Here is a 20,723-nt window from a genome sequence, read left to right as displayed (position 1 = left end):
GAATACAGGACGAACACCATGGGACTGCGAGGGCCGGGAGCCAATCCGATCAAGCTGGTGCACGACCGGGACGACGTCCTCGGCCAGGGCAAGCTGTTCGCGACCGCGCAGCCGGCCGCCGAGCCCGCGCCGTGGGAGGCCGAGGGCCTCAGCCGGGCCGAACGGGTGATCGCCTTCATCGAGACGCTGGAGGTGACCGCCGGCAAGCTCGCCGGGCAGCGCATCGGGCTCCGCCCCTGGCAGCGGGAGATCCTCGGCGAGGTCTACGCCGTCGACGAGGCCGGCGGCCGGCCGGTGCGCACCGCCGTGCTCTCCATGGGCCGCAAGAACGGCAAGACCGGCCTCGCCGCGGCGCTCGCCCTCTGCCACCTCGTCGGGCCGGAGGCGGAGCTGCGCGGCGAGGTCTACTCCGCCGCGAACGACCGGCAGCAGGCCGGCAAGCTGTTCAACGAGATGGTGGCGATGATCCTCCGGAGCCCGTCGCTCACGGCGCGCATCAACATCCGCCGGTTCACGAAGGAGCTCGAGGACTTCACCACCGGCAGCGTCTTCGCGGCGCTCTCCGCCGACGCCGCCACCAAGCACGGCCTGTCGCCGTCCTTCGTGGTCTACGACGAGTTAGGCCAGACGACGAACCGCAACCTGTTCGACGCTCTCGACACCGCCATGGGCGCCCGCACCGACCCGCTGATGATGGTGATCTCGACCCAGGCGGCGACCGACGTCGCGCCCATGTCCGACCTGATCGACTATGGCCAGCGCGTGCGCGCCGGCGTGGTCGACGACCCCTCGTTCCGGCTGTTCTTCTTCACAACCCCGCCCGAGCTGGACCCGTGGGAGGAATCGTCCTGGGCGCTGGCGAACCCCGCGCTCGGCGACTTCCTCTCGCTCGACGAGGTGCGTCGCCAGGCGGGCCAGGCGCGGCGCATGCCGGCGAAGGAGCCGGCCTTCCGCAACCTGATCCTCAACCAGCGCGTCTCGGCCGAGCGGCACTTCCTCACGGCCAGCGAATGGATGGCCTCAGGGGCGGCCGTAGACGCCGACCGGCTCGCGGGCCGCCTCTGCTACGCCGGGCTCGATTTGTCCGCCGTGCGCGACCTGACCGCGCTGGTGCTGGTGTTTCCGGACGACGACGGCACCTTCGACGTGCTGCCGTTCTTCTGGCTCCCGGCGGACGCGCTGCGCGAGCGCGAGGAGGAGGACCGCGTCCCCTATTGGGCGTGGAAGACCGGCAGCCACCTGCTGACGACGCCGGGCCGCACGATCGACCCGGCGTTCGTGGCGCACACGGTCTCCGATCTCGCGGGCCGCTACGACCTGCGCGTGCTCGGCTACGACCGCTGGCGCATCGACACCTTCCAGAAGGCCCTCGCCGACACCGGCCTCGATCTCGCGATGGCCCCGTTCGGCCAGGGCTACAAGGACATGGCGCCGGCGGTGGACCTGCTGGAGCGGCTGATCGCCGAGCGCCGGCTGCGGCACGGCGGCCACCCCGTGCTGACCTGGAACGCCGCGAACGCCGTGGCGACCGCGGACCCGGCCGGCAACCGCAAGCTCGACAAGGCCCGCTCCCGCGGCCGGATTGACGGGCTGGTGGCGCTCGCCATGGCGCTCAGCGTCGCGGCCAGGCATGGCGGAGAAGCGGATTGGACACCGATGGTAGAGGTTATTTAGCCGAGGCGGGTGTCTTGATCGCCTCGACCAAGTCATTCGTCGCGGTCACGGAGTGCCCGAGCATTTCCGTTAAAGCGCGGATTACGTTGTTCGTCTCCTCCTGCTGCTCGATCTGACGTTCAATTGCCGTCTGCAATCGATGCATAGAGAACTCAAGATCCTCGCTCATTGATATCACCTACTTTTTGGGGTTCTTTTTTCGCCAAGCATCGGGATTATTGTCTCCCCGTTTCGGTCCGCCACACGAACGGCGTCGGCGAAACCAAGAAGCATGCTCACGATTATCGATACAGAGCCGAAGTCGGATTTTGATACGTCGCGTGCGTCCATGACGTCTCTAATAATGGAGTCGAGCTTCTCATCTTCTGCAACCCCTCGAAGCCGATAGCTTGCAGCCTCCAAAGCCGCACCGATCACTCTCGCTGTATTTTCATCCATTCGACCTTTTCCTTAATCTGACGCCGACACCCTCACCGCACGGGTTGGCGGTGGCGCAAACAAATAGTCGACCAGGATAAAAGGCTCCGGCGACTTCAGCGGTAGAGATTTGCCGTTACCACTGCCTCATGTGGCAACGACCATCCCTTCATTTCCTTATTCAGCGCAAGCGATAGATCGGATATATTCAGCGACCGCACATAGTCCACGCGCCAGTTGTGTTTATTCATTAAATACAAGTATACTGCCTCAATTCCGTCGCAGTCATATCCGTGCTTTTCTGCAAGTTCGTCGCCGAAACAATCTATTGAATACATTATACTTGCTTCAGATACCCTCAGCTTGTACCGCGTCTTATAGTATTCAGCTTCATACGGCGCCCCCATTTTATTTCCTCCTTAACCGAACACCCGGCCCTTCGCCGTTCTCCGCTACGAATAACACGCCCGCGGCTTCAAGTGCAGCGCGGACCGCGGCCACGTTGTTAGGAAGGCCTGTGGCGGGCCCTTCGCTTGCCTCCATGCGTCGCAGGGTCGGAACGGAGATCCGGGACGCCGCCGCTAGCTCGGCCTGCCCAATACCGGCCAGAGCGCGCCCGGCGGCAATCTGCCGACCGGAGATTTGAGTGATTTCGCTCACTTCGATCTCTATCGCTTGACGAAACATCGTTATTGAGCGAAATATATCACACTGATTGATTTCGCCAAAGGATATCAAGATGCCGAACGCACATGTTCCGGCCGTGGGCCGAGCTATGTCCGCCCTGAACCGTCGCGGCTTCCTGCGCGGCGCTGCCGCCGCCCTCCCCGCCTCGGGGCTCGCCCTCACGCCCGTCCTGGCCCAGGCGGCTCTCTCCGCCGAGAATCCCGAGCTGCTGGCGCTTGCGCCCGAACTGGACGCAGCGGAGCGGGCCTTCGCCGCCGCTGACGCCCGCAAGCGCGAGGCGCGAGCGGCCTATGAGGCGCTGGCGCCGGACGTGCCGGACGAGCTGGTGTTCAGCCGGGACGACCACCGGCTATTCTGCGGCGAGCGCGAAGTCGATGTCGAAGGGCGCTGCCTCTACCGCGGCCGGGAAGGGATGAGCCGGACGATCGCCACTGTCCGCAACCTCGAGATCGAGGTTCAGGACTACGGCCCGCGGTCGAAGGCGGGACGGACCGCGCGGCGCCGGCTCAAGATCGCGCGGCAGTTCGAGGCGGCCAAGGCGAAGGCTTTCGAGGCCTCCGGCTTCGAGCAGGCGGACCGCGACCGGATCAAGGCTGCGGGCGCGCTGGAGCGGGTCGCCGCACGCATCGGAGACGCCGAAGTGCGGACCTTCACCGGCCTCGGCATCAAGGCCAGGGCGATGATCGCGGTCTCCAAGGCGGACGAGATCAACCGCATCCGAGCCGCCTTCCTGTGGGGCGTGCCGTTGGCGGAGGCCGTGTCGGCGATGGCGTAAACCGTAGCCATTCTGAGTCGCACACATAACGCTTGCCTCACCTTTCGTTCTGTGTGACGCTCAGAACGCTCAGGAGGCATTGATGGCGACCCTTCCCGTACTGGTGACCGAAATGGCGAAGGTCGATGGCCGCGATCGTCCGACGATCGATCACATCGCGCGGACCATTCGCGAGACGGGGTACATCTCGACGGGCAAGCGGGGCGGCGGCGCGTCGCACGTCTCCGTCGCGGAAGCCGTCAACCTGCTGATCGCGCTGAACGGCGCCGACACCCCGAAGGACGCGGCGCTCGCCATCGATCGGTTCCGAAGCCTGCAGCAGATGACGGAGATCGGACGGGGTTCACCCGGCAGCGCGCAGCTCGACCGCTACGACGACTACCCGCAGGCGATCCAGAACGTCATGGATGCCCGCACCTTCGGCGAGGCCTTGGAGGGCCTTATCGAGGGCGTGCCCGAACTGTTGGTGGCTCTCAAGCTCTACGTGGACAAGCAGTATCCCGGCGGCAATCCGGCCGGCATGTTCCGTCTCGCCCTCGAGGCGCGGATGGTTGGCGTCGAGGTCACCTTCAGCCGTTACTTCGGCCTGATCGAAATGTTCCGCACGATCGGCGGCCAGCGAGTGGTCGATTTCGAAGGCCGCTTCTACCAGGACCCCGACAGGCTGGAGCAGGGCTTCTACGGCCCTAAGACGGCCGACCGGCGCGTGAGCGTCTCTGTATCGACCAAGACGCTGCTGACCATCTGGACCACCCTCAAAGCAGATACCGAGGCCGCCGCCAGCGGCGGCGGTGAAGACTGACCAAAGATCAACGCATCGAACGTCGTGACGACTGTACGGGCCCTCAGAAGGAACCTTTCTATGCCGAACCTCAACACCCTCCGCGAGCAGCGGGACTCTCACGAAACGGCCGGCTTGGCCATTCGTGACAACGCCAAATCGGAAAGCCGCGATTTCACCGCCGAAGAGCTGACCGCGTTGGAGCGCGCCAGCTCCGAAGTCCGGGAAATCAACAAGCAGATCAAGGCGCAGGAGTTCCTCGCGGAAGCCGAGCGCCGGGCGGACGCGCAGACCATCCACGGCGACGGCGGTCCGCGCGAGCTGCGGAACTACTCCCTCGCCAAGGCCGTGCAGGAGAGCATGTCGGGCCGCCTCACCGGCCTCGAGGCCGAGGTGCACCAGGACCTCGCCCGCGGGCGCGAGAGCCGCGGCGTCATGGTCCCGACCTCCGTGCTGATGGAATACAGAGCCGTCACCACCACCACGCCCGCCGGCGGGCCGGGCGGCGCGCTCGTCGCCACCGCCGTGGCGCCCGTTCGGGACCACCCGCGGCCGGCGCTGCTGATCGAGAGCCTGGGCGCGACCGTCCTGCGCGACCTCGTTGGCAACCTCGACCTGCCGGTGCTGGCCGAGAGCGGCTCCGCCCACTGGATCGCCGAGCACGCCAACACCACGCGCTCCGACCCCAAGTTTGCCAAGAAGACGCTCTCGCCCAAGACCGTATCCGGCGAATATGAGCTGTCGCGCCGGATGATCCTGCAGTCCTCCACGGCGATCGAAACCCTGCTGCGCAACGACCTCGGCCTGATCCTCCGCCAGGAGGTCGACCGGGCGGCGCTGGCCGGCACGGGCACGGCGAACATGCCGCGCGGCGTGCTCAACACCGTCGGTATCCATGTGGTGCCGCCGGAGGCGGACTTCTCCGACACCACGGCCGAGATGATCGCCGCGCTGGAGCTGGACGACCTCACCGGCTCCCGCGCCTTCGTCACCAACCCGGGCGTGATGCGCCTGGCGCGAAAGACCAAGGACGCCGACGGCCACGTGATCCCGCTGGCCGAGCTGTTCCACGGCGAGAGGGTGGCGACCACGACCCAGGTCCCCAGCACCTACGACACCGACAAGAACGCGCTGATCTACGGCCAGTGGTCGGAGCTGGTGCTGGGCTACTGGTCCGGCGTCGACATCCTCGTGAACCCGTACCACGCCGACGTCGCCTCCAAGGGCGGCGTGCTCATCCACGCCTTCCTCGACGTGGACGTGCTGGTGCGGACGCCCGAGGCTTTCGCCGCCGCGGGGATCGCCTGATGACCGCCGAGCCGGAACGCCGATCGGCGGCGATCGAGGTGCGGGCCAAGGGCCGCCGCCTCGAGGGCTACGCCGCCCTGTTCGACGCGCCGGCGCAGATCGGCGGCCGGTTCACCGAGACCATCCGGGCCGGCGCCTTCGCCGGCTCGCTCGGCCGCGACGTTCTGGCCCTCGTCGACCACGACCCCGGCCGCGTGCTGGCCCGCACCCGCAGCGGCACGCTGAAGCTGTCCGAGGACAGCCGCGGTCTCGCCTTCGGCCTCGACGTGCCGGAGACGCAGGCCGGGCGCGACGTGTTGGCGTTGGCCGAGCGCGGCGACCTGGGCGGCATGTCGTTCGGCTTCAGCGTCCCCGAAGGCGGCGACGCCTGGCGCGGCGAGGAGCGCGAGCTGCGCGCCGTCACGCTGCACGAGATCTCCGTCGTGCTGGCGTGGCCGGCCTACGACGGCACCACCATCCACGCCCGCTCCGCGGCGTCGGGCGCCCCCGTCCGGCGCACGCTCGCCGGGCTCTATCTCGCGACGCTCGGAGGCTGACCATGGGCCTGCTGGACCGCCTGCTCGGCCGGGAAACGCGCGCGGAGACCGCCCGCGCCTCGGACCCATACCTCGCCGAGTTCTTTGGGATGCACGGCCCGGTCGGTGCGATCGGACCCGACGTCGTGCTGTCGAGCCTCGCCGTCGCCGCCCGCTGCGTGTCGCTACGCTCCGAGCTGATGGCCTCCGTCCCGCTCCACGTCTTCGGCCGCACCGCCGACGGCGGACGCGAGCGAGCGGACGACCTGCCGCTCTACGGCGTGCTGCACGACCAGGCGAACCCGAACGCGACGGCCTTCGAGGTGCGCGAGGCGCTCGTCCGCTCCCTCGACACCTTCGGCAACGCCTTCGCCCGCATCGAGCGCAACGGCCGCGGCCAGCCGACGGCGCTCTATCACCTGCCGAACGCCAACGTGACGGTGGAGCGTCTGCCCTCCGGACGTCTGCGCTACCGCGTCTCGGAGCCCGCCGGCGGCACGGCCGTCCTGCTTCAGGAGGAGGTGCTGCACGTCCGCGGCCCGTCACGCGACGGCGTCATGGGCCTGTCGCCGATGCAGATCGCCCGCGGGGCTCTAGGCTTCGCCGTGAGCCAGAGGGACGCCGCCGAGGCGCAGGTGAACAACGTCATCCGGCCGTCCGGGGTCTTTTCGTACCCGATGAACCTGAACCCCGAGCAAAAGAAGATGGCCCGCGAGTCGATCGCCCAGCAGCAGCAGGGCGCCCGGAACCGCGGCCAGTTCTTCGTGCTCGACGGCGGAGTGAAGTGGGAGAGCATGTCGGTGTCGAGCGAGGACGCCGAGCTGGTCGCCTCCCTGAAGCTCTCCAACGAGGACGTGGCGCGAATCTTCGGCCTGCCGCCGACCTCCGTCGGCATCACCGACAAGGCCACGTACTCGAACACCGAGCAGGAGGCGCGGGCGCTGGTGCAGAACGCCATCGGCCCGCTCGCCGGCCGCGTCGAGGCGGCCATGATGCGCTGTCTCCTGACGGACGTCGGACGCCGCACCCTCTACATCGAGCACGACCTCGCGGGACTGCTGCGCGGCGACGTCTCGGCCCGCTACACGGCCTACGCCACCGGCCGGCAGTGGGGCTGGCTCTCCCCGAACGACGTGCGCCGGCTGGAGAACATGAGCCCCATCGACGACGGCGACGAGTACGTCCGCCCGCTCAACATGGGGCCGATCGGCGCGCCCGCGCCGATCGAGCCGGGAGTGGCATGATGGCCCAGCGCCGCACGGCCACCTTCACGCAGGCCGAGGTCTCCCGGATCCTGAAGGGCGCCAAGGCGGCAGGCGTGCCGATCCGTGGCGTCGAGGTCGACCGCAACGGCAAGATCGTCGTGCTGGTGGGGGAGCCGCAGGATCAGGCTACGCCGGCCAACCCATGGGATGAGGTCCTGCAGCGATGAAGCGCCGCCGCCTCCCCCGCTACGTCTCCGAGTTCAAGGACCGGCATGGCAAGATGCGCGTCCGGTTTCGGCGCACGGGGCAGGAGGCCTATTACTTCAAGTCGATCCCGTGGACGCCGGAGTTTCAGACCGAGTATCAGGCCTGCCTCGATCGCATGGCCGCGCCGAAGATCGAGCCGGGAGCCTCTCGCACGAAGCCGGGCACGCTCGACGACCTGATCGTCCGCTATTACCGCGATGCGCTCTTCACGGGACTGGCCGCAAGCAGCAAGCGCAACGTGCGGAGCCGCCTGGAGGCGTTCCGCCTGAAGCACGGCGCGAAGCCCGTGGCGGGCTTGGAGCGCCACCATATCAAGGCGATCATCGGCGGAATGTCGGACCGGCCGAGCGCCGCGAACAACCTCCTGAAGCTCCTCAAGACGTTGCTCACCTTCGCGGTCGACGAGCGCATGCGCCGCGACAACCCGGCGATCGGCATCCGCGGCTTCCGCATCAAGAACGATGGCCTGCACACCTGGTCGGAGGAGGAGATCGCCCAGTTCGAGGCGCGCCACCCCATCGGCTCCAAGGCGCGGCTGGCCATGGCGCTGATGCTCTACACCGGCCAGAGGCGCTCCGACGTCGTCCGGATGGGCTGGCAGCACGTGAGCCGTGGCGGGATCAAGGTCCGGCAGCAGAAGACCGGAGAATCGCTCGACATCCCGCTCCACGCCGAGCTGGAGCGCGTGATCGCCGGCACCCCTCGCGAAAACCTGACGTTCCTCGTCACTGAGTACGGCAAGCCCTTCAGCAACGCCGGCTTCGGCAACTGGTTTCGGGACCGCTGCGACGAGGCCGGATTGCCGCAGTGCTCCGCCCATGGCCTCCGGAAAGCGATCGCGCGGCGGCTCGCCGAGGGCGGATCGACCAATCAGCAGATCAAAGCCGTGACCGGCCACCGGACGGAATCAGAGGTCTCTCGTTACACGCGCGCGGCGGAGCAAAAGATGCTCGCGGGGCAGGCCATGAAGCGTCTGCCGAAGCGCGAAACGGGAACAAATCTGGCTAACCACCCCGAGGAGGGTAGCCAAAATGAGGACTAAGGCTTTGGAAAATCAGGCTTCAGTTCGGGAGGTGGTGGAGCCGAGGGGAATCGAACCCCTGACCTCTGCAGTGCGATTGCAGCGCTCTCCCATCTGAGCTACGGCCCCGCATCCCGAAGGCGCGCCATATACGAGGCCGTCCCGGACTCTGTCAAGCGACGCGTCCCGGCCGCCGCAGGCGGGACCGCGGGGCAAAGCTCTCCGACGGCTCGCGGCACAGCGGCTTGTCGGGTCGGCCTGTCGACGCTATCACTCGACCGCCCTCCCCGCCTCAAGGATCGACCGCCGGATGCGCGCCCTTCTCGACGTCGTTCTGCTCGCTTTGCAGCTCTACACCTGGCTGCTGATCGCCATGGCGATCCTGTCCTGGCTCGTGGCGTTCAACGTCGTGAACACCCGGAATTCGGTCATCGCCGCGATCTGGGACTTCCTGATCCGGATCACGGAGCCGGCGCTCAGGCCGATCCGCAACATGCTGCCCAGCATGGGCGGCATCGACATCTCGCCGATCATCCTGCTGCTGATCATCTTCTTCATCCAGCGGGTGATCGTTCTCTACCTCTACCCGAGCGTCTACTGAGCGCGACGCCGTTCCGCGCCGGCGCGGGCGCGCTTTACGTGCGCGCGCGGCTCACGCCGCGCGGCGGACGCGACGGGATCGACGGGGTGGAGCGTCTGTCCGACGGGACGGCGGTGCTCGCCGTTCGGGTACGCGCCGCCCCGCAGGACGGCGAGGCCAACGCGGCGTTGCGCGCGCTGCTGGCGAAGGCCGCGGGCGTCCCGCGCTCGGCGGTGACGCAGACCTCCGGCGCGACGAGCCGGATCAAGACCTTCGCGATCGACGGCGACCCGGCCGCGCTCGAGGCGCGGCTCCGGGCCGCGGCGGGCGCGCCCTGACGGGCGCGGCCGCCGGAGAGGTCCCGCCGTTACTTCGCGGCCTTGGCGCGCTCGATGGCGTCGAGGATCATCTGGCGGGCCTCTTCAGCGCCGCCCCAGCCCAGCGCCTTCACCCACTTGTCGCCTTCGAGATCCTTGTAGTGCTCGAAGAAGTGGCTGATCTGATCGAGCGTGATCTCCGGCAGGTCGGTGTAGTTCTCGACCTTCTCGTAGCGCCGGGTGAGCTTCGGCGTCGGCACGGCGATGATCTTCTCGTCGAGCCCCTTCTCGTCCTCCATCTTGAAGACGCCGACCGGGCGGCAGCTGATCACGGCGCCCGGCACGATGGCGCGGGTGTTCGCCACCAGCACGTCGATCGGATCGCCGTCGTCGGACAGCGTGTGGGGGATGAAGCCGTAGTTTCCGGGGTAGCGCATCGAGGTGTAGAGGAAGCGGTCCACCACCAGCGTGCCCGACTCCTTGTCGAGCTCGTACTTGATCGGCTCGCCGCCGATCGGCACCTCGATGATCACGTTGACGTCGAAGGGCGGGTTGTTCCCGATCGAGATGGCGTCGATGCGCATGGCGGCGTGTCGTCCTTGGGTGTCGCGGGCGAGGGTCGCGCTTGAATAGCGGAGCGGCCCGCCGCGGCGCAAGCGCGCAGGGCGGGGCCCGTTTCGGAAAGCGAGGCTGTCGACGACCTAGCGCTAGCGCCAGACGAAGGCGAACTTCTCGAGCGTGACGTCGCCGAAGGTCTCGACGCCGCGGGCGGAGAGCTTGCCGCCGAGCCGCGCGTAGAAGGCGCAGGCCGGATCGTTGGCCGCGAGCGACCACGTCGCGGCGCCGGAGAGCCCACGGGCCGCCAGATCGCCGCGGGCGGCCGCGAACAGCCGGCGACCGAGGCCCACGCCCTGGTACTCCGGCTTCATGTAGAGCTCATAGATCTCGCCGCCGACCGCGAGCATGGAGGCGCGGTTGCGGCCGGAGCTGGCGTAGCCCACCGCCTCGCCGCCGAACATGAGGAGGCTGACGCGGGTGCCGCGCTTGAGGGCCGAGGTCCACCAGGCGGGGCCGCGCCGCTCGATCATCCGCTCGAGCTCCCGGCCGGGAATCAGGCCGCGGTAGGCGTTGCGCCATGCCTGGTCGTGCACGTTCGCGATGGCCGGGGCGTCGGCCGCACGCGCAGGTCGGATCTCGATCGCGACGGTGCTCACCCCTTGAGAGTAAGCCCCGTTCATCGCGCCGGACAAGGGGTGAATGGCGGCTTCGCGCCACGCGGCGCGCGGCGCGGTGGACGCCGGACGCCGGGCGCGCGATAGGAGGCGTTCAAGCCGTTTCCCGTGTCGCCATGGAGCGTCCGCCGAGCCGATGTGGCGCGCGACCGTCCTCACCCTCTACCCCGCCATGTTCCCGGGGCATCTTGGCCATGCGCTCGCCGGCCGCGCGCTGGGCGGCGCCTGGTCGCTCGACGCTCGCGACATCCGCGACCACGCTCACGACCGGCATCGCTCGGTCGACGCTACGCCGGCCGGGGGCGGCCCAGGGATGGTTCTGCGGGCCGACGTCGTCGGCGAGGCGCTCGACGCGCTGCCCGCGGACGAACGCCCGCGCATCCTGCTCACGCCCCGCGGCGCGCCGCTCACCCAGGCCCGCGTCCGCCAACTCGCGGCGGGACCCGGGGCGGTCCTGCTCTGCGGGCGCTTCGAAGGCGTCGACCAGCGCGTGATCGAAGGCCGGGCGCTGGAGGAGATCGCGGTGGGCGACGTGGTGCTGTCGGGCGGCGAGGCGGCGGCGCTGCTGCTGCTCGACGCCTGCGTGCGCCTGCTCCCCGGCGTGATGGGCGACGCGGCCTCCGGCGACGACGAGAGCTTCGAGGGCGATCTGCTGGAGCACCCGCACTACACCCGGCCGCGCGCGTTCGAGGGAAAAGCGATACCGGACGCCCTGCTCTCAGGCGATCATAAGGCGATCGCGCGCTGGCGAAAGCTGCGGGCGCAAGCCGACACCAGGGCGCGCCGACCCGACCTCTGGGCGAAATATGTCGCACGCACGACAGGGGGCGTCGACAAGCCCGATAAAGTCGAGTAGTAGACCGGCCACTCACGAGATTCCCTGAAACTTCTCGTGCGCCTCGCGATGCGAGAGACGCGGAGACGACGCCATGAACATTATTGAACAGCTCGACAAGGAGCAGATGGAGGCCGTTTCGGCCAAGCGCGAAATCCCTGATTTCGCGCCGGGCGACACGGTCATCGTCAATGTGAAGGTCAAGGAAGGCGAGCGCGTGCGCGTGCAGGCCTACGAAGGCGTGGTGATCGCGCGTTCGGGCGGCGGCCTCAACCAGAACTTCACTGTGCGCAAGATATCGTACGGCGAGGGCGTGGAGCGCGTGTTCCCGCTGTTCTCGCCGCTGATCGACAGCGTGAAGCTGGTCCGTCGCGGCAAGGTCCGCCGCGCCAAGCTCTATTATCTGCGCGATCGTCGCGGCAAGTCGGCGCGCATCGCCGAGAAGACCGACCGCAGCCCCAAGGGCTCGGTCAAGGGCGGCAAGGCCAAGACGGCGGTCGCCGCCGCCGAGTGATCCGCAGGCGGGCCTTGGCGTCCGCTGACGTCAGCATCTGAAACGGCGCGTCCTCCTAGGGACGCGCCGTTTTCGTTCGTGGCCCGTTGCGGGACGGGGCGCCGGGTCGGCCTCTTGAACGATCGGGTCGCAGAGAGCTGGAGCGGTTTCAGGCCAGGTGAACGTGCCGGTGTTTTACGCTCCGCCGTCGCCCCGGGCTTGTCCCGGGGCCCATAAGCCCGCGGGTTGAGATTGGTCTCCCACCGGCGGGCTTATGATTCCGGGACTTCGCCCGGAACGACGGCGGGGTTCGCTGCGCCAACGAGACCCGAAACCGCTCTAAGACGAACGCGGGCGGCACGGCGCTGACGCCAAGCGATCGCCGTCCCTTCGCAAGGCGCGATCCGCCGCTGCGTTCGCTCGAGGGGAGCGCTTGGCCGACCGTCAGTGGGGGGTCTGAGTGGGCGGCGCCGGCTCAGGCTCGATCACGCCCGCGGAACGACCGGCGACGAGCCAGTGGACCAGACCGCCGACGAAGCCGCAGGCCAGCACCTCCACGGGCTGAAACAGCGGCCCGTCCACCCCGGACGGCAGCAGCGCCCAGGGAAGAGCGGCTGTGAGAGCGCCGACCACCGCGTAATAGGTCCAGGTGCGGATCGCGAACATCTCTCCGATGACGACCGCGACCATCGCCGGCGCGCCGACGAGCGGGGCGAACAAAAACGCCATCGTCCAGGCGCCGACGGCGAAGTCCATCCCGAGCAGAGCCACCTCGTCCGGAAACAGGGCGACGTCGCCGAGGGCGCTCGCGGAGATGGCGGCGAGCGTCGCGAACCCTGCGAGGAGGCCGCAGACGAAGCCGACGGGCGCGAGCAACAGACGCAGGGCGATTTGGGCGAGCATCGCCCTCAACGCCCCGAGGCGTCGGAAAGTCTCACTCCGCAGCCTCGAGCGCCAAACGCTCCTTGGCCCGCAGCCGCTTGGTGTCGGACTTCAGTTGGCCGCAGGCCGCCGAGATGTCGCGCCCGCGCGGCGTCCGCACGGGGCTGGCGTAGCCCGCGCGGAACACGATCTCGGAGAACCGCTCGATCGTCTCCCAATCCGAGCACTCGTAGGGACTGCCGGGCCATGGGTTGAACGGGATCAGGTTGATCTTCGCCGGCACGCCCTTGAGCAGGCGCACCAGCTCGCGCGCCTCGGCCGGGCTGTCGTTGATCCCCTTCAGCATCACATATTCGAAGGTGATGCGGCGCGCGTTGGAGGCGCCGGGATAGGTGCGGCAGGCCTCCATCAGCTGGGCGATCGGGTACTTTTTGTTGATCGGCACCAGCACGTCGCGCAGGTCGTCGCGCACCGCGTGCAGCGAGATCGCGAGCTGGGAGCCGGTCTCTTCGCCGAGCCGGCGCATCTCCGGAACGACGCCCGACGTCGACACCGTGATGCGGCGGCGGCCGAGGCCCAGCCCCTCCCCGTCCGAGATCACCTCGATCGCGTCGCGCACGCCGTCGAGATTGTAGAGCGGCTCGCCCATGCCCATGAAAACGATGTTGGTGACGAAGCGCCCGCCGTCTTCCGGGACGACCGCGCCCTCGGGAGCCGCGCCCGACCAGTCGCCCAGGCGGTCGCGCGCGACCACGACCTGCGCGACGATCTCGGCTGCGGTCAGGTTGCGCACCATGGTCTGGGTGCCGGTGTGGCAGAACGAGCAGGTCAGCGTGCAGCCGACCTGGCTCGAGACGCAGAGCGTTCCGCGCCCCTCCTCGGGGATGTAGACCGTCTCGATCTCGGCGCCGCGGTCATGCCGGCCGGTCGAGGGCATCCGAAGCAGCCACTTGCGGGTGCCGTCGACCGAGATCTGTTCGGTGACGATCTCGGGGCGACCGAGCGTGTAGGCCTCGGCGAGGACCGCGCGGAGATCCTTGGACACGTTGGTCATCGCCGAAAAATCGGCGGCGCCGCGGTTGTGGAGCCAGTGGTTGAGCTGCGTCGCGCGCATCTTGAGCTGCCGCTCGGGGACGCCGGCCTCGGCCAGCGCCGTCATCAGCCGGGCGCGCGTGAGGCCCAGGAGCGAAGGCTTCTCGGCCGCCGGCGCCACGGCCGGCGGGGGGGCGGCGCCGACGGGCGCTGCGTTGGGATTGCCACGGGTGAGGTCGAGCGCGGTCATGGTGCGGCTGTCGGCGACGGCTGGATGTCCTGAAGAGGCGGGAGCCCTAGCACGAAACGGCCCGCGACGCGACCCGTCCGGGCGCGTGCGCTCACGCGTCGCGTTTCGGCCCGTAGGCGGCGAGGAAGACCACGACCGCCTGGCCGATGACATAGGCCGCCCGCTCGGGCGGCGGGGGCGCCTCTCCGCCGATCAGCACCGGCATCATCACCGAGCTGTGGCACATCGTGAGAAACTGCCAGGCGGCGAGTTCGGTGTCCGCGACCGTCAGATCGCCCTGCGCGTTCTTGGCCTCGAGCCAGGCCGCCAGCCGCGCCGCGCCGCGCCGCGGGCCGGCGCCCAGGAAAAGCTGCCCGATGTCCGGCTTCCGATCCGCCGCGCCAATCACCATGCGCACGGTGGAGACGTGGGAGGGCTCCAACATCGCCTCGATGAAGCTCAGGCCCAGCCGGCGCAGGACCTCGCGCACGTCGTGATTGTCGGCGTCGAGCTCGAACAGCCGCTCGGCGGTGAGCGCGCATTGCGCCTTCACCAGCGCGGCGAACAGCTCCTCCTTGCTGTCGAAATAGACGTAGAGCGTGCCTTTCGACACGCCGGCGGCCTTCGCGATCTCGCCCATGGAGGCCGCGTCGAAGCCCTGCGCCAAGAACACGCTGCGCGCGCCGTCGAGGATCTGCCGGCGCTTGGCGCTGTCAAGATGGTCGGGAACCAGAGCGGCGTCCGTCACGGCGTTTCTCAATCCTCCAGGCGCCGCGCGCCGTCTTGTCTCTACATCCAAATCCGGGGCGCGCAACGCGTCGAGCGCCCCGGCCCGCGTCGGCTCAATTTGTCAGCCGGCCCATGCCTCCGACGGATATCTTCGACGCGCCCCGACCCGCCCCGCGGCCCGGTCCAGGACCATCCCGGATCCCTCGAGCCTTGCCTTGGGGAGGCGCCCGTATCGCAGGACTAAATTGACCGAACCGTTCGGTCAATTTAGTCCTTTTGTTCCGTCCGTCTAGTTGTGGGCTTGGCGCCGTTAGCTGCGGCGCTTTCGATGCGATCCGCAAGGCGCAGGACGCAGCGAAAACACGATCTAGACTCGGTTTTGCAACGCCGGCGGCGCGGACAAGGCCATTGCGGATGTCCGCCCATCTGCCTCGCCGGCGACGGGGCGAACCTCTTCGCACCCGTTGCCCCCCGACCGGCCCGGCATTTCGCGGGGACTCATGTCCCGCGTGGTTCGCTCCGTGGAGATGTGGCGTTCGGTTGCGGACGACGTCTCGCACCTGCCCCCAAGGCGGGACGCCTGAGGCCGCCGCCGCTCCACCCAAGCGCGATACGTTCTGGTCGACCTACGGATGGGAGCCGCGGTCTCCCGAGGTCGCCAGAGGCGTGCCAAGGCGGCCCCGCCCCTCAGCGACGCGCGCCTCGGCCGTCTCCGTATGGATCAGCCCTCCCGCCGGGCGACCAGTCCTCGGCGATCTCCAAATGCATCGTCCCTCGACATCAGGACCGCAATGACCGAACGGTTCGGTCAATCTTGCCATGGCGAATGAAGTGCGCTAGCTAATAGTTGACTGAACGGTTCGGTCATCTGGCTCCGCCCCTCCCCCGCTGATCTTGAGCCGTTCAGGCACGCTTGTCGCTCCCCCGGGGGCCTTGATCCGCGCCGGAAGCACGACCTGATGGCGACTTCTCGACCTGACGTCTCACGCTCCGCCACGCCCTCGCGCCCCCGACTGGTCGCCGATGCGGAGCACGAGGTCGCACGCCCCGACGGCGGCGCGCCCACGACCGAGCAGCCGCGGGCGGAAGCGCCGACGAAGCCGGCGCAGGCCTCCGCCCAGACGCCCGCCGCGTCCGGTTCTCCGAAGCGCTCGCGCAAGGCTCTGATCCTCGGTGCGGTCGCCGCCGTCGCGCTGGTTGCGGGACTTTGGTACGGCTACGACTGGTGGACGACCGGCCGTTTCATGGTCGAGACCGACGACGCCTATGTGGGCGCCGACATGGCCGTGATGGCGCCCAAGATCTCCGGCTACGTCGCGACCGTCGCCGTCGAGGACAACGCGCGGGTTAAGGCCGGCGATCCGCTCGTGACGCTCGATCCGGGCGACTACAAGCTGTCGCTCGACGCGGCGGACGCCAAGATCGCCACCCAGCAGGCCTCGATCCTGCGGTTCGACAGCCAGATCGCGGCCTCCGCCGCCCAGATCGACCAGGCCCAGGCGCAGGTCGACAGCGCCGCCGCGGCGCGCGATCGCACGGTCGCGGACTTCGGCCGCGCCCAGGCGCTGGTGAACTCCAGCTACGGCAGCCGGCAGACCCTCGACCAGGCGCGCGCCGCCCGCGACCAGGCGGTCGCGGCCTACGCCTCCGCGGAAGCGGGCGTGACCGCGGCCAAGGCGAACCGCGACGTTCTCGTGGCGCAGAAGGCGGAGGCGAGGCGAACGCTTGGTGAACTCGAGGTTAACCGCGAGCAGCGGCAGCGCGACTACGACGCGACCGTGATCCGCGCGCCGTTCGACGGCGTCGTCGGCAACAAGGGCGTCCAGGTCGGCGACTACGTGACGCCGGGCAAACGCCTGCTGGCGGTGGTGCCGCTCGACCGCGTCTATGTCGACGCGAACTTCAAGGAAACCCAGCTCGTGGACCTCGCGCCCGGCCAGACGGTCCGGCTTGCGGTCGACGCCTATCCCGAGCACGACGCGACCGGCGTGGTCGACAGCCTGGCGCCGGCCGCCGGCGCCGTGTTCAGCCTGCTGCCGCCGGAGAACGCCACCGGCAACTTCACCAAGATCGTGCAGCGCGTGCCCGTGCGCGTCCGCGTTTCGGCCGAGGACGTGGCGAAGGGCCGGCTGCGGCCGGGCCTGTCCGTCGTCGCCACCGTCGACATCCGCACCACGCCCGCCACCCCATCCAGCGCGTCCGCAGGGACGCGCTGACGAGACCCCGCGCCGGGGAGCTCTGAGTCATGAGCGACGACGTCCTTCCCCCAGGCGGCGGAAGGCCTGCAGGCGAGACCCGCGTCCCCCACGCGTCCGCAGGCCGCGCTCATGGAGCCCCCGGCGCGGGCCCCCCCTCCGGGGGCGCCCCGGCCGAACCGGTCGTCACCCCGCGCCGGCTGATCGCCTTCCTCGCCCTCGTCTTCGGCATGTTCATGGCGATCCTGGACATCCAGATCGTCTCGTCGTCGCTGGCCGAGATCCAGGCGGGGCTGTCGGCGAGCCCGGATGAAATCTCCTGGGTGCAGACGAGCTACCTGATCGCCGAAGTCATCATGATCCCGCTCTCGGGGTATCTTGGGCGGGCGCTCTCGACGCGGGTGCTGTTCTCGATTTCCGCCGCCGGCTTCACGCTCGCGAGCGTTCTTTGCGCCACGGCGACGACCCTGCCGGAGATGATCGTCTACCGCGCGATCCAGGGGTTCATCGGCGGCGGCATGATCCCGACCGCCTTCGCCGCCGCCTACACCATCTTCCCGAAGCGCCATCAGCCGGCGATCATGGCGCTGGTCGGGCTCACCGTGACGCTCGCGCCCACCGTCGGGCCGACCATCGGCGGCTACCTCACCGAGCTGTTCTCCTGGCACTGGCTGTTCCTGATCAACGTCGTGCCGGGCGCCGCGGCGACCCTCATCGCCTGGACGATGGTCGACTTCGACGAGCCCGACCTCGGCCTGCTCAAGACCTTCGACTATGTCGCGCTGGCGGCGCTCGCCGCCTTCCTGGGCAGCCTCGAATACGTGCTGGAGGAAGGCGCCCGCGACGACTGGTTTCAGGATGAGACGATCCGGGTCCTGACCGCGGTCTCCATCGTGGGCGGGATCGCGTTCTTCTGGCGCTGCTTCGCGGCGAAGGACCCGCTGGTCGACCTCCGCGCCTACGCCGACCGCAACTTCGCCGTCGGCTCCCTGCTCACCTTCGCCATGGGCGTCGGCCTTTACGGCATGACCTATCTCTATCCCGTCTTCCTCGGCCGCGTGCGCGGCTACGACTCGCTGCAGATCGGGGAGACGGTGTTCGTCACGGGCATGTTCATGTTCATGACGGCGCCCGTCGTCGGCGCGCTCTCGCGCAAGGTCGACCCGCGCTGGCTGATCGGCGCGGGATTCCTCGGCTTCGGCGTCTCCTGCCTCGACCTCACCTACATCACCAAGGACTGGGCCTTCTGGGACCTGTTCGTTCCCCAGGCGCTGCGCGGCGTCTCGCTGATGATGTGCATGGTGCCGATCAACGTGGTGTCGCTGGCCACGCTGCCGCCGACGAAGCTCAAGAACGCGAGCGGGCTGTTCAACCTGATGCGCAACCTTGGGGGCGCGTTCGGGCTCGCCTTCATCAACACCTTCCTGAACGAACGGCAGGACCTGCACATGCTGCGTCTGCGGGAGAACGTGACCTGGGGCCGCGCCGTCGCCGAGGAGCAGCTCTCGGCCATGACCAACGCGTTCACGGCCCGCCTTGGCTCCGACGCCGAGCTCGCGGCGGTGAAGCAGATGGCGAACATGGTGCGGCAGCAGGGTCTGGTGCTGGCCTTCGCCGATCTGTTCTGGGCGCTCGCGATCCTGTTCGCGGCGCTTGTCGTGCTGGTCCCGCTCGTCCGGAGACCAAACCCGAACGCAGCGGCCGCGCCGGCGCATTGACGGCCGCTTACGCGGGCGGCGTCGTCGCCTTCGCGCGTCCGGTGGACCGAGCGATCCAGGCCCAGTAGACGAGAAAGCCGCCGATCCCGAACGTGACGGCGACGCCTCCGAGCGTGATCCGGCCGAACCACCACAGGGCGAGCCCGGCGCAGCCGAGCGCGATCCCCGACAGCAACATGAAAAGCGTGGGTCCGGGCGCGTCGAACGGGACGCTCGCCTCGCCCCGCCATTCGACGCCTTCGACCGCCCAAGCTTCGGCGCGCAGGGCGTCGGGATCGACGACCGCCCCAGCCGAGCTCACGCGGCCGCGCCGCGAGACCCCAAGGATCGGTCCGGCCCGCGCCGCGAGACAAAGCGCTACGACCACGGACACGCAGGCCCAGGACGCCCCGGCCATCACGGCGATCATGTCATAAGGTCCGTCATGGAACGCGAGCCAGTAGCCCGCGATCCCGCCGAACACCAACGCGACGGTGAGGAACACCGCGGCGGCGAGGAGCGCGACGGAGCGTCCCTGCTCCTTTGAGCCCTCAGAGTCGGTCACGGAGCGCAAAGTAGCTCATGGCGGCCACCAGAATAGGCTTCCGAAGCCAGGTTCCGCCCGGAAACGCCGGAACGGGGAGCCGGCCCAGGAGGTCGAAGCCCCCGAGCTGGCCGGCGACGGCGTCGGCCAAGATTCTGCCGAACATCGGGCCGAGCAGCACCCCCTGACCCGAATAGCCCGCGGCCACGAGCACGTTCGGCGCGACCCGGCGCACGAAGGGATGTCGCGTCGGCGTCACCCCCAGCACGCCGCCCCAGGCATGGTCGAGCCGCACGCCCATCAGCTGCGGAAACACCTTCTCGAGGTGACTGCGGACGATCGGCGCGACGTCGTGCGGAAGCGTGGTCGAATAGGTCTCGCCACCCCCGAACAGCAACCGGCCGTCCGGCGTCGGGCGGAAGTAATAGACGACGAAGCGGCTGTCGGAAACGGCGGCGCGGCTGGTCAGCGCCTCCTGCAGGCGGTCGCCCAGCGGCTCCGTCGTCGCGATGTGGTTGGCGATCGGCATGACGTGGGATTCGACCGCCGGCTGCAGGCCGTCCAGCAGCCCGTCGGTGCAGATCAGCGCGTGGTCGGCGATGACCGAGCCCTCCGCGGTCTCGAGCACCACGCGGCCGTTCGGCTTCAACCTGAGAACGCGGGAGCCTTCGTGCAGCGTCGCGCCCGCCGCTTCCGCCGCGCGGGCGAGGCCGAACGTCAGCGCCAACGGGTCGAGATGGCCGCCGCCGTGGTCGATCGAGCCGCCGTGGTAGTCGTCGCTTTTCACCAACGCCCGAAGTTGGTCACGGTCGAGCGGCTCGACATGGGGGTAGTCGTAGTCGCGCGCGAGCGTCTCGGCGTAGGCATGGGTCTCACGGACGTAAGCCGGCTTATGATCGGCGTGGATCAGACCCTGCTCGTAGGAGCAGTCGATCGCGTGGCGGTCGATCAGCTCTCTGAGAAGCGCCTTCGCGTCCGCCGCCATGTCCCACAGCTTGCGGGCGTCGTCGCGGCCGACGACCCGTTCGAGCTCGTCCTGCTCGTGGCGCTGGCCGGTGTGGACCTGGCCGCCGTTGCGCCCCGAGGCGCCCCAGCCGACCCGCGCCTGCTCGAGCACGACGACCCGCGCGCCGCGCTCAGCCAGATGCAGCGCGGCGGACAGCCCCGTGAAGCCGGCTCCGACGATCGCGACGTCCGCCCGGTTTTCGCCCTGCAGAGGCGCGCGGGGCCGTGGCGCGGGGTTGGCGGCGGCGTAGTAGGAGGCGGGGTTAGGGAAGGCGTCCCTCAAGATCGCGTCATCCCGGCCGA

At 68.9% G+C, this 20,723-nt stretch carries 24 protein-coding genes and 1 tRNA gene; 14 read left to right on the top strand and 11 right to left on the bottom strand.

Translation table 11 applies throughout. The features are described 5' to 3' along the window. Window positions 1–18: 18 nt before the first annotated feature. Entirely contained in the window at window positions 19–1,674 is a 1,656-nt protein-coding gene (locus K244_RS0118995; protein ID WP_020187875.1) for a terminase TerL endonuclease subunit, read from the top strand. On the opposite strand, the gene K244_RS23750 is transcribed toward K244_RS0118995, so the two are convergent. From K244_RS23750 to K244_RS24000, 3 genes are all read right to left on the bottom strand, one after another. Beyond that, window positions 1,667–1,843: a hypothetical protein gene (locus K244_RS23750; RefSeq protein WP_020187874.1), complete on the bottom strand. Its 177-nt coding sequence runs from the start codon at window positions 1,841–1,843 to the stop codon at window positions 1,667–1,669. The two genes, K244_RS0118995 and K244_RS23750, sit on opposite strands and share 8 nt — an antisense overlap. A 5-nt stretch (window positions 1,844–1,848) precedes the next feature. Then, the gene (locus tag K244_RS23745; protein ID WP_155931851.1) at window positions 1,849–2,112 is read right to left on the bottom strand and encodes a hypothetical protein; all 264 of its coding nucleotides are present in this window, start codon (window positions 2,110–2,112) and stop codon (window positions 1,849–1,851) included. A 387-nt stretch (window positions 2,113–2,499) separates the two neighbouring features. Continuing rightward, the gene (locus K244_RS24000; protein ID WP_024816615.1) at window positions 2,500–2,751 is read right to left on the bottom strand and encodes a hypothetical protein; all 252 of its coding nucleotides are present in this window, start codon (window positions 2,749–2,751) and stop codon (window positions 2,500–2,502) included. Between the two features lie 79 nt (window positions 2,752–2,830). On the opposite strand from K244_RS24000, the gene K244_RS0118980 reads away from it, so the two are divergent. The 7 genes from K244_RS0118980 to K244_RS0118950 all read left to right on the top strand — a co-directional run bounded on the left by K244_RS0118980 (window position 2,831) and on the right by K244_RS0118950 (window position 8,671). Beyond that, on the top strand, window positions 2,831–3,553 hold the full coding sequence (locus K244_RS0118980) for a hypothetical protein (RefSeq protein WP_155931849.1): 723 nt from the start codon (window positions 2,831–2,833) through the stop codon (window positions 3,551–3,553). A gap of 82 nt (window positions 3,554–3,635) precedes the next feature. Beyond that, window positions 3,636–4,355, top strand: coding sequence for a hypothetical protein (locus tag K244_RS0118975; protein WP_020187872.1), 720 nt, complete (start codon window positions 3,636–3,638; stop codon window positions 4,353–4,355). Window positions 4,356–4,415: 60 nt separating this feature from the next. After that, the gene (locus K244_RS0118970; RefSeq protein WP_020187871.1) at window positions 4,416–5,642 is read left to right on the top strand and encodes a phage major capsid protein; all 1,227 of its coding nucleotides are present in this window, start codon (window positions 4,416–4,418) and stop codon (window positions 5,640–5,642) included. Further along, entirely contained in the window at window positions 5,642–6,178 is a 537-nt protein-coding gene (locus K244_RS0118965) for an HK97 family phage prohead protease (protein WP_020187870.1), read from the top strand. The genes K244_RS0118970 and K244_RS0118965 overlap by 1 nt, the downstream gene beginning before the upstream one ends. 2 nt (window positions 6,179–6,180) lie before the next feature. Next, on the top strand, window positions 6,181–7,401 hold the full coding sequence (locus K244_RS0118960; protein WP_020187869.1) for a phage portal protein: 1,221 nt from the start codon (window positions 6,181–6,183) through the stop codon (window positions 7,399–7,401). Next, the gene (locus tag K244_RS0118955; protein WP_197027188.1) at window positions 7,401–7,589 is read left to right on the top strand and encodes a hypothetical protein; all 189 of its coding nucleotides are present in this window, start codon (window positions 7,401–7,403) and stop codon (window positions 7,587–7,589) included. Before K244_RS0118960 ends, K244_RS0118955 begins: the two co-directional genes overlap by 1 nt. Then, window positions 7,586–8,671 carry a tyrosine-type recombinase/integrase gene (locus K244_RS0118950; protein WP_020187867.1) on the top strand — a complete coding sequence of 362 codons (1,086 nt, stop codon included), beginning with the start codon at window positions 7,586–7,588 and terminating at the stop codon, window positions 8,669–8,671. Before K244_RS0118955 ends, K244_RS0118950 begins: the two co-directional genes overlap by 4 nt. 32 nt (window positions 8,672–8,703) lie before the next feature. Here K244_RS0118950 and K244_RS0118945 read toward each other — a convergent pair. After that, window positions 8,704–8,779 (bottom strand) — tRNA-Ala (locus K244_RS0118945). Between the two features lie 181 nt (window positions 8,780–8,960). Between K244_RS0118945 and K244_RS0118940 the strand changes: the two genes are divergently transcribed. Together K244_RS0118940 and K244_RS0118935 are read left to right on the top strand one after the other, a co-directional pair. After that, complete coding sequence (locus K244_RS0118940; protein WP_020187866.1) at window positions 8,961–9,251, top strand: YggT family protein; 291 nt, start codon at window positions 8,961–8,963, stop codon at window positions 9,249–9,251. Next, complete coding sequence (locus tag K244_RS0118935) at window positions 9,248–9,568, top strand: DUF167 family protein (protein WP_036307117.1); 321 nt, start codon at window positions 9,248–9,250, stop codon at window positions 9,566–9,568. Before K244_RS0118940 ends, K244_RS0118935 begins: the two co-directional genes overlap by 4 nt. A 29-nt stretch (window positions 9,569–9,597) precedes the next feature. Here the strand turns inward: K244_RS0118935 and ppa are convergent, their stop codons facing one another. Then, window positions 9,598–10,131: an inorganic diphosphatase gene (gene ppa / locus K244_RS0118930; RefSeq protein WP_020187864.1), complete on the bottom strand. Its 534-nt coding sequence runs from the start codon at window positions 10,129–10,131 to the stop codon at window positions 9,598–9,600. 123 nt (window positions 10,132–10,254) lie between these two features. Next, complete coding sequence (locus tag K244_RS0118925) at window positions 10,255–10,761, bottom strand: GNAT family N-acetyltransferase (protein WP_020187863.1); 507 nt, start codon at window positions 10,759–10,761, stop codon at window positions 10,255–10,257. 154 nt (window positions 10,762–10,915) lie between these two features. Here K244_RS0118925 and trmD point away from each other — a divergent pair, with 154 nt between their 5' ends. After that, the gene (gene trmD / locus K244_RS0118920) at window positions 10,916–11,635 is read left to right on the top strand and encodes a tRNA (guanosine(37)-N1)-methyltransferase TrmD (RefSeq protein ID WP_020187862.1); all 720 of its coding nucleotides are present in this window, start codon (window positions 10,916–10,918) and stop codon (window positions 11,633–11,635) included. 73 nt (window positions 11,636–11,708) lie between these two features. Next, the gene (gene rplS / locus K244_RS0118915; protein ID WP_020187861.1) at window positions 11,709–12,128 is read left to right on the top strand and encodes a 50S ribosomal protein L19; all 420 of its coding nucleotides are present in this window, start codon (window positions 11,709–11,711) and stop codon (window positions 12,126–12,128) included. A gap of 423 nt (window positions 12,129–12,551) precedes the next feature. On the opposite strand, the gene K244_RS0118910 is transcribed toward rplS, so the two are convergent. The 3 genes from K244_RS0118910 to K244_RS0118900 form a co-directional block, all read right to left on the bottom strand. Continuing rightward, on the bottom strand, window positions 12,552–13,010 hold the full coding sequence (locus K244_RS0118910; RefSeq protein WP_020187860.1) for a hypothetical protein: 459 nt from the start codon (window positions 13,008–13,010) through the stop codon (window positions 12,552–12,554). A gap of 31 nt (window positions 13,011–13,041) precedes the next feature. Beyond that, on the bottom strand, window positions 13,042–14,271 hold the full coding sequence (rlmN, locus tag K244_RS0118905) for a 23S rRNA (adenine(2503)-C(2))-methyltransferase RlmN (protein ID WP_020187859.1): 1,230 nt from the start codon (window positions 14,269–14,271) through the stop codon (window positions 13,042–13,044). A gap of 91 nt (window positions 14,272–14,362) precedes the next feature. Further along, window positions 14,363–14,998: a TetR/AcrR family transcriptional regulator gene (locus tag K244_RS0118900; protein WP_020187858.1), complete on the bottom strand. Its 636-nt coding sequence runs from the start codon at window positions 14,996–14,998 to the stop codon at window positions 14,363–14,365. Window positions 14,999–15,938: 940 nt separating this feature from the next. Here K244_RS0118900 and K244_RS0118895 point away from each other — a divergent pair. After that, the gene (locus K244_RS0118895; RefSeq protein ID WP_020187857.1) at window positions 15,939–17,195 is read left to right on the top strand and encodes an HlyD family secretion protein; all 1,257 of its coding nucleotides are present in this window, start codon (window positions 15,939–15,941) and stop codon (window positions 17,193–17,195) included. Window positions 17,196–17,224: 29 nt separating this feature from the next. Next, on the top strand, window positions 17,225–18,892 hold the full coding sequence (locus tag K244_RS0118890; RefSeq protein WP_020187856.1) for a DHA2 family efflux MFS transporter permease subunit: 1,668 nt from the start codon (window positions 17,225–17,227) through the stop codon (window positions 18,890–18,892). 7 nt (window positions 18,893–18,899) lie between these two features. On the opposite strand, the gene K244_RS0118885 is transcribed toward K244_RS0118890, so the two are convergent. Both K244_RS0118885 and K244_RS0118880 read right to left on the bottom strand, forming a co-directional pair. After that, window positions 18,900–19,436, bottom strand: coding sequence for a hypothetical protein (locus K244_RS0118885; protein WP_155931847.1), 537 nt, complete (start codon window positions 19,434–19,436; stop codon window positions 18,900–18,902). After that, the gene (locus tag K244_RS0118880; RefSeq protein WP_020187854.1) at window positions 19,423–20,703 is read right to left on the bottom strand and encodes an FAD-binding oxidoreductase; all 1,281 of its coding nucleotides are present in this window, start codon (window positions 20,701–20,703) and stop codon (window positions 19,423–19,425) included. The genes K244_RS0118885 and K244_RS0118880 overlap by 14 nt, the downstream gene beginning before the upstream one ends. Window positions 20,704–20,723: the final 20 nt, after the last annotated feature.

The organism is Methylopila sp. 73B, from assembly GCF_000526315.1.
GTDB lineage: Bacteria > Pseudomonadota > Alphaproteobacteria > Rhizobiales > Methylopilaceae > Methylopila.
Note: the sequence above shows the minus strand (reverse complement) of the source record. Positions and strands in the feature narration are given on the sequence as shown.

What these genes read in the sequence shown, in the direction of transcription:
- K244_RS0118965 (WP_020187870.1), top strand. Translation starts at nt 5,642, where the DNA reads ATGACCGCCGAGCCGGAACGCCGATCGGCGGCGATCGAGGTGCGGGCC.
- K244_RS0118940 (WP_020187866.1), top strand. Translation starts at nt 8,961, where the DNA reads ATGCGCGCCCTTCTCGACGTCGTTCTGCTCGCTTTGCAGCTCTACACC.
- K244_RS0118895 (WP_020187857.1), top strand. Translation starts at nt 15,939, where the DNA reads ATGGCGACTTCTCGACCTGACGTCTCACGCTCCGCCACGCCCTCGCGC.
- K244_RS23750 (WP_020187874.1), bottom strand. Translation starts at nt 1,843, where the DNA reads ATGAGCGAGGATCTTGAGTTCTCTATGCATCGATTGCAGACGGCAATT.
- K244_RS0118960 (WP_020187869.1), top strand. Translation starts at nt 6,181, where the DNA reads ATGGGCCTGCTGGACCGCCTGCTCGGCCGGGAAACGCGCGCGGAGACC.
- K244_RS0118950 (WP_020187867.1), top strand. Translation starts at nt 7,586, where the DNA reads ATGAAGCGCCGCCGCCTCCCCCGCTACGTCTCCGAGTTCAAGGACCGG.
- ppa (WP_020187864.1), bottom strand. Translation starts at nt 10,131, where the DNA reads ATGCGCATCGACGCCATCTCGATCGGGAACAACCCGCCCTTCGACGTC.
- K244_RS23745 (WP_155931851.1), bottom strand. Translation starts at nt 2,112, where the DNA reads ATGGATGAAAATACAGCGAGAGTGATCGGTGCGGCTTTGGAGGCTGCA.
- K244_RS0118980 (WP_155931849.1), top strand. Translation starts at nt 2,831, where the DNA reads ATGCCGAACGCACATGTTCCGGCCGTGGGCCGAGCTATGTCCGCCCTG.
- K244_RS0118910 (WP_020187860.1), bottom strand. Translation starts at nt 13,010, where the DNA reads ATGCTCGCCCAAATCGCCCTGCGTCTGTTGCTCGCGCCCGTCGGCTTC.
- K244_RS0118890 (WP_020187856.1), top strand. Translation starts at nt 17,225, where the DNA reads ATGAGCGACGACGTCCTTCCCCCAGGCGGCGGAAGGCCTGCAGGCGAG.
- rlmN (WP_020187859.1), bottom strand. Translation starts at nt 14,271, where the DNA reads ATGACCGCGCTCGACCTCACCCGTGGCAATCCCAACGCAGCGCCCGTC.
- rplS (WP_020187861.1), top strand. Translation starts at nt 11,709, where the DNA reads ATGAACATTATTGAACAGCTCGACAAGGAGCAGATGGAGGCCGTTTCG.
- K244_RS0118970 (WP_020187871.1), top strand. Translation starts at nt 4,416, where the DNA reads ATGCCGAACCTCAACACCCTCCGCGAGCAGCGGGACTCTCACGAAACG.
- K244_RS0118995 (WP_020187875.1), top strand. Translation starts at nt 19, where the DNA reads ATGGGACTGCGAGGGCCGGGAGCCAATCCGATCAAGCTGGTGCACGAC.
- K244_RS0118955 (WP_197027188.1), top strand. Translation starts at nt 7,401, where the DNA reads ATGGCCCAGCGCCGCACGGCCACCTTCACGCAGGCCGAGGTCTCCCGG.
- trmD (WP_020187862.1), top strand. Translation starts at nt 10,916, where the DNA reads ATGTGGCGCGCGACCGTCCTCACCCTCTACCCCGCCATGTTCCCGGGG.
- K244_RS0118975 (WP_020187872.1), top strand. Translation starts at nt 3,636, where the DNA reads ATGGCGACCCTTCCCGTACTGGTGACCGAAATGGCGAAGGTCGATGGC.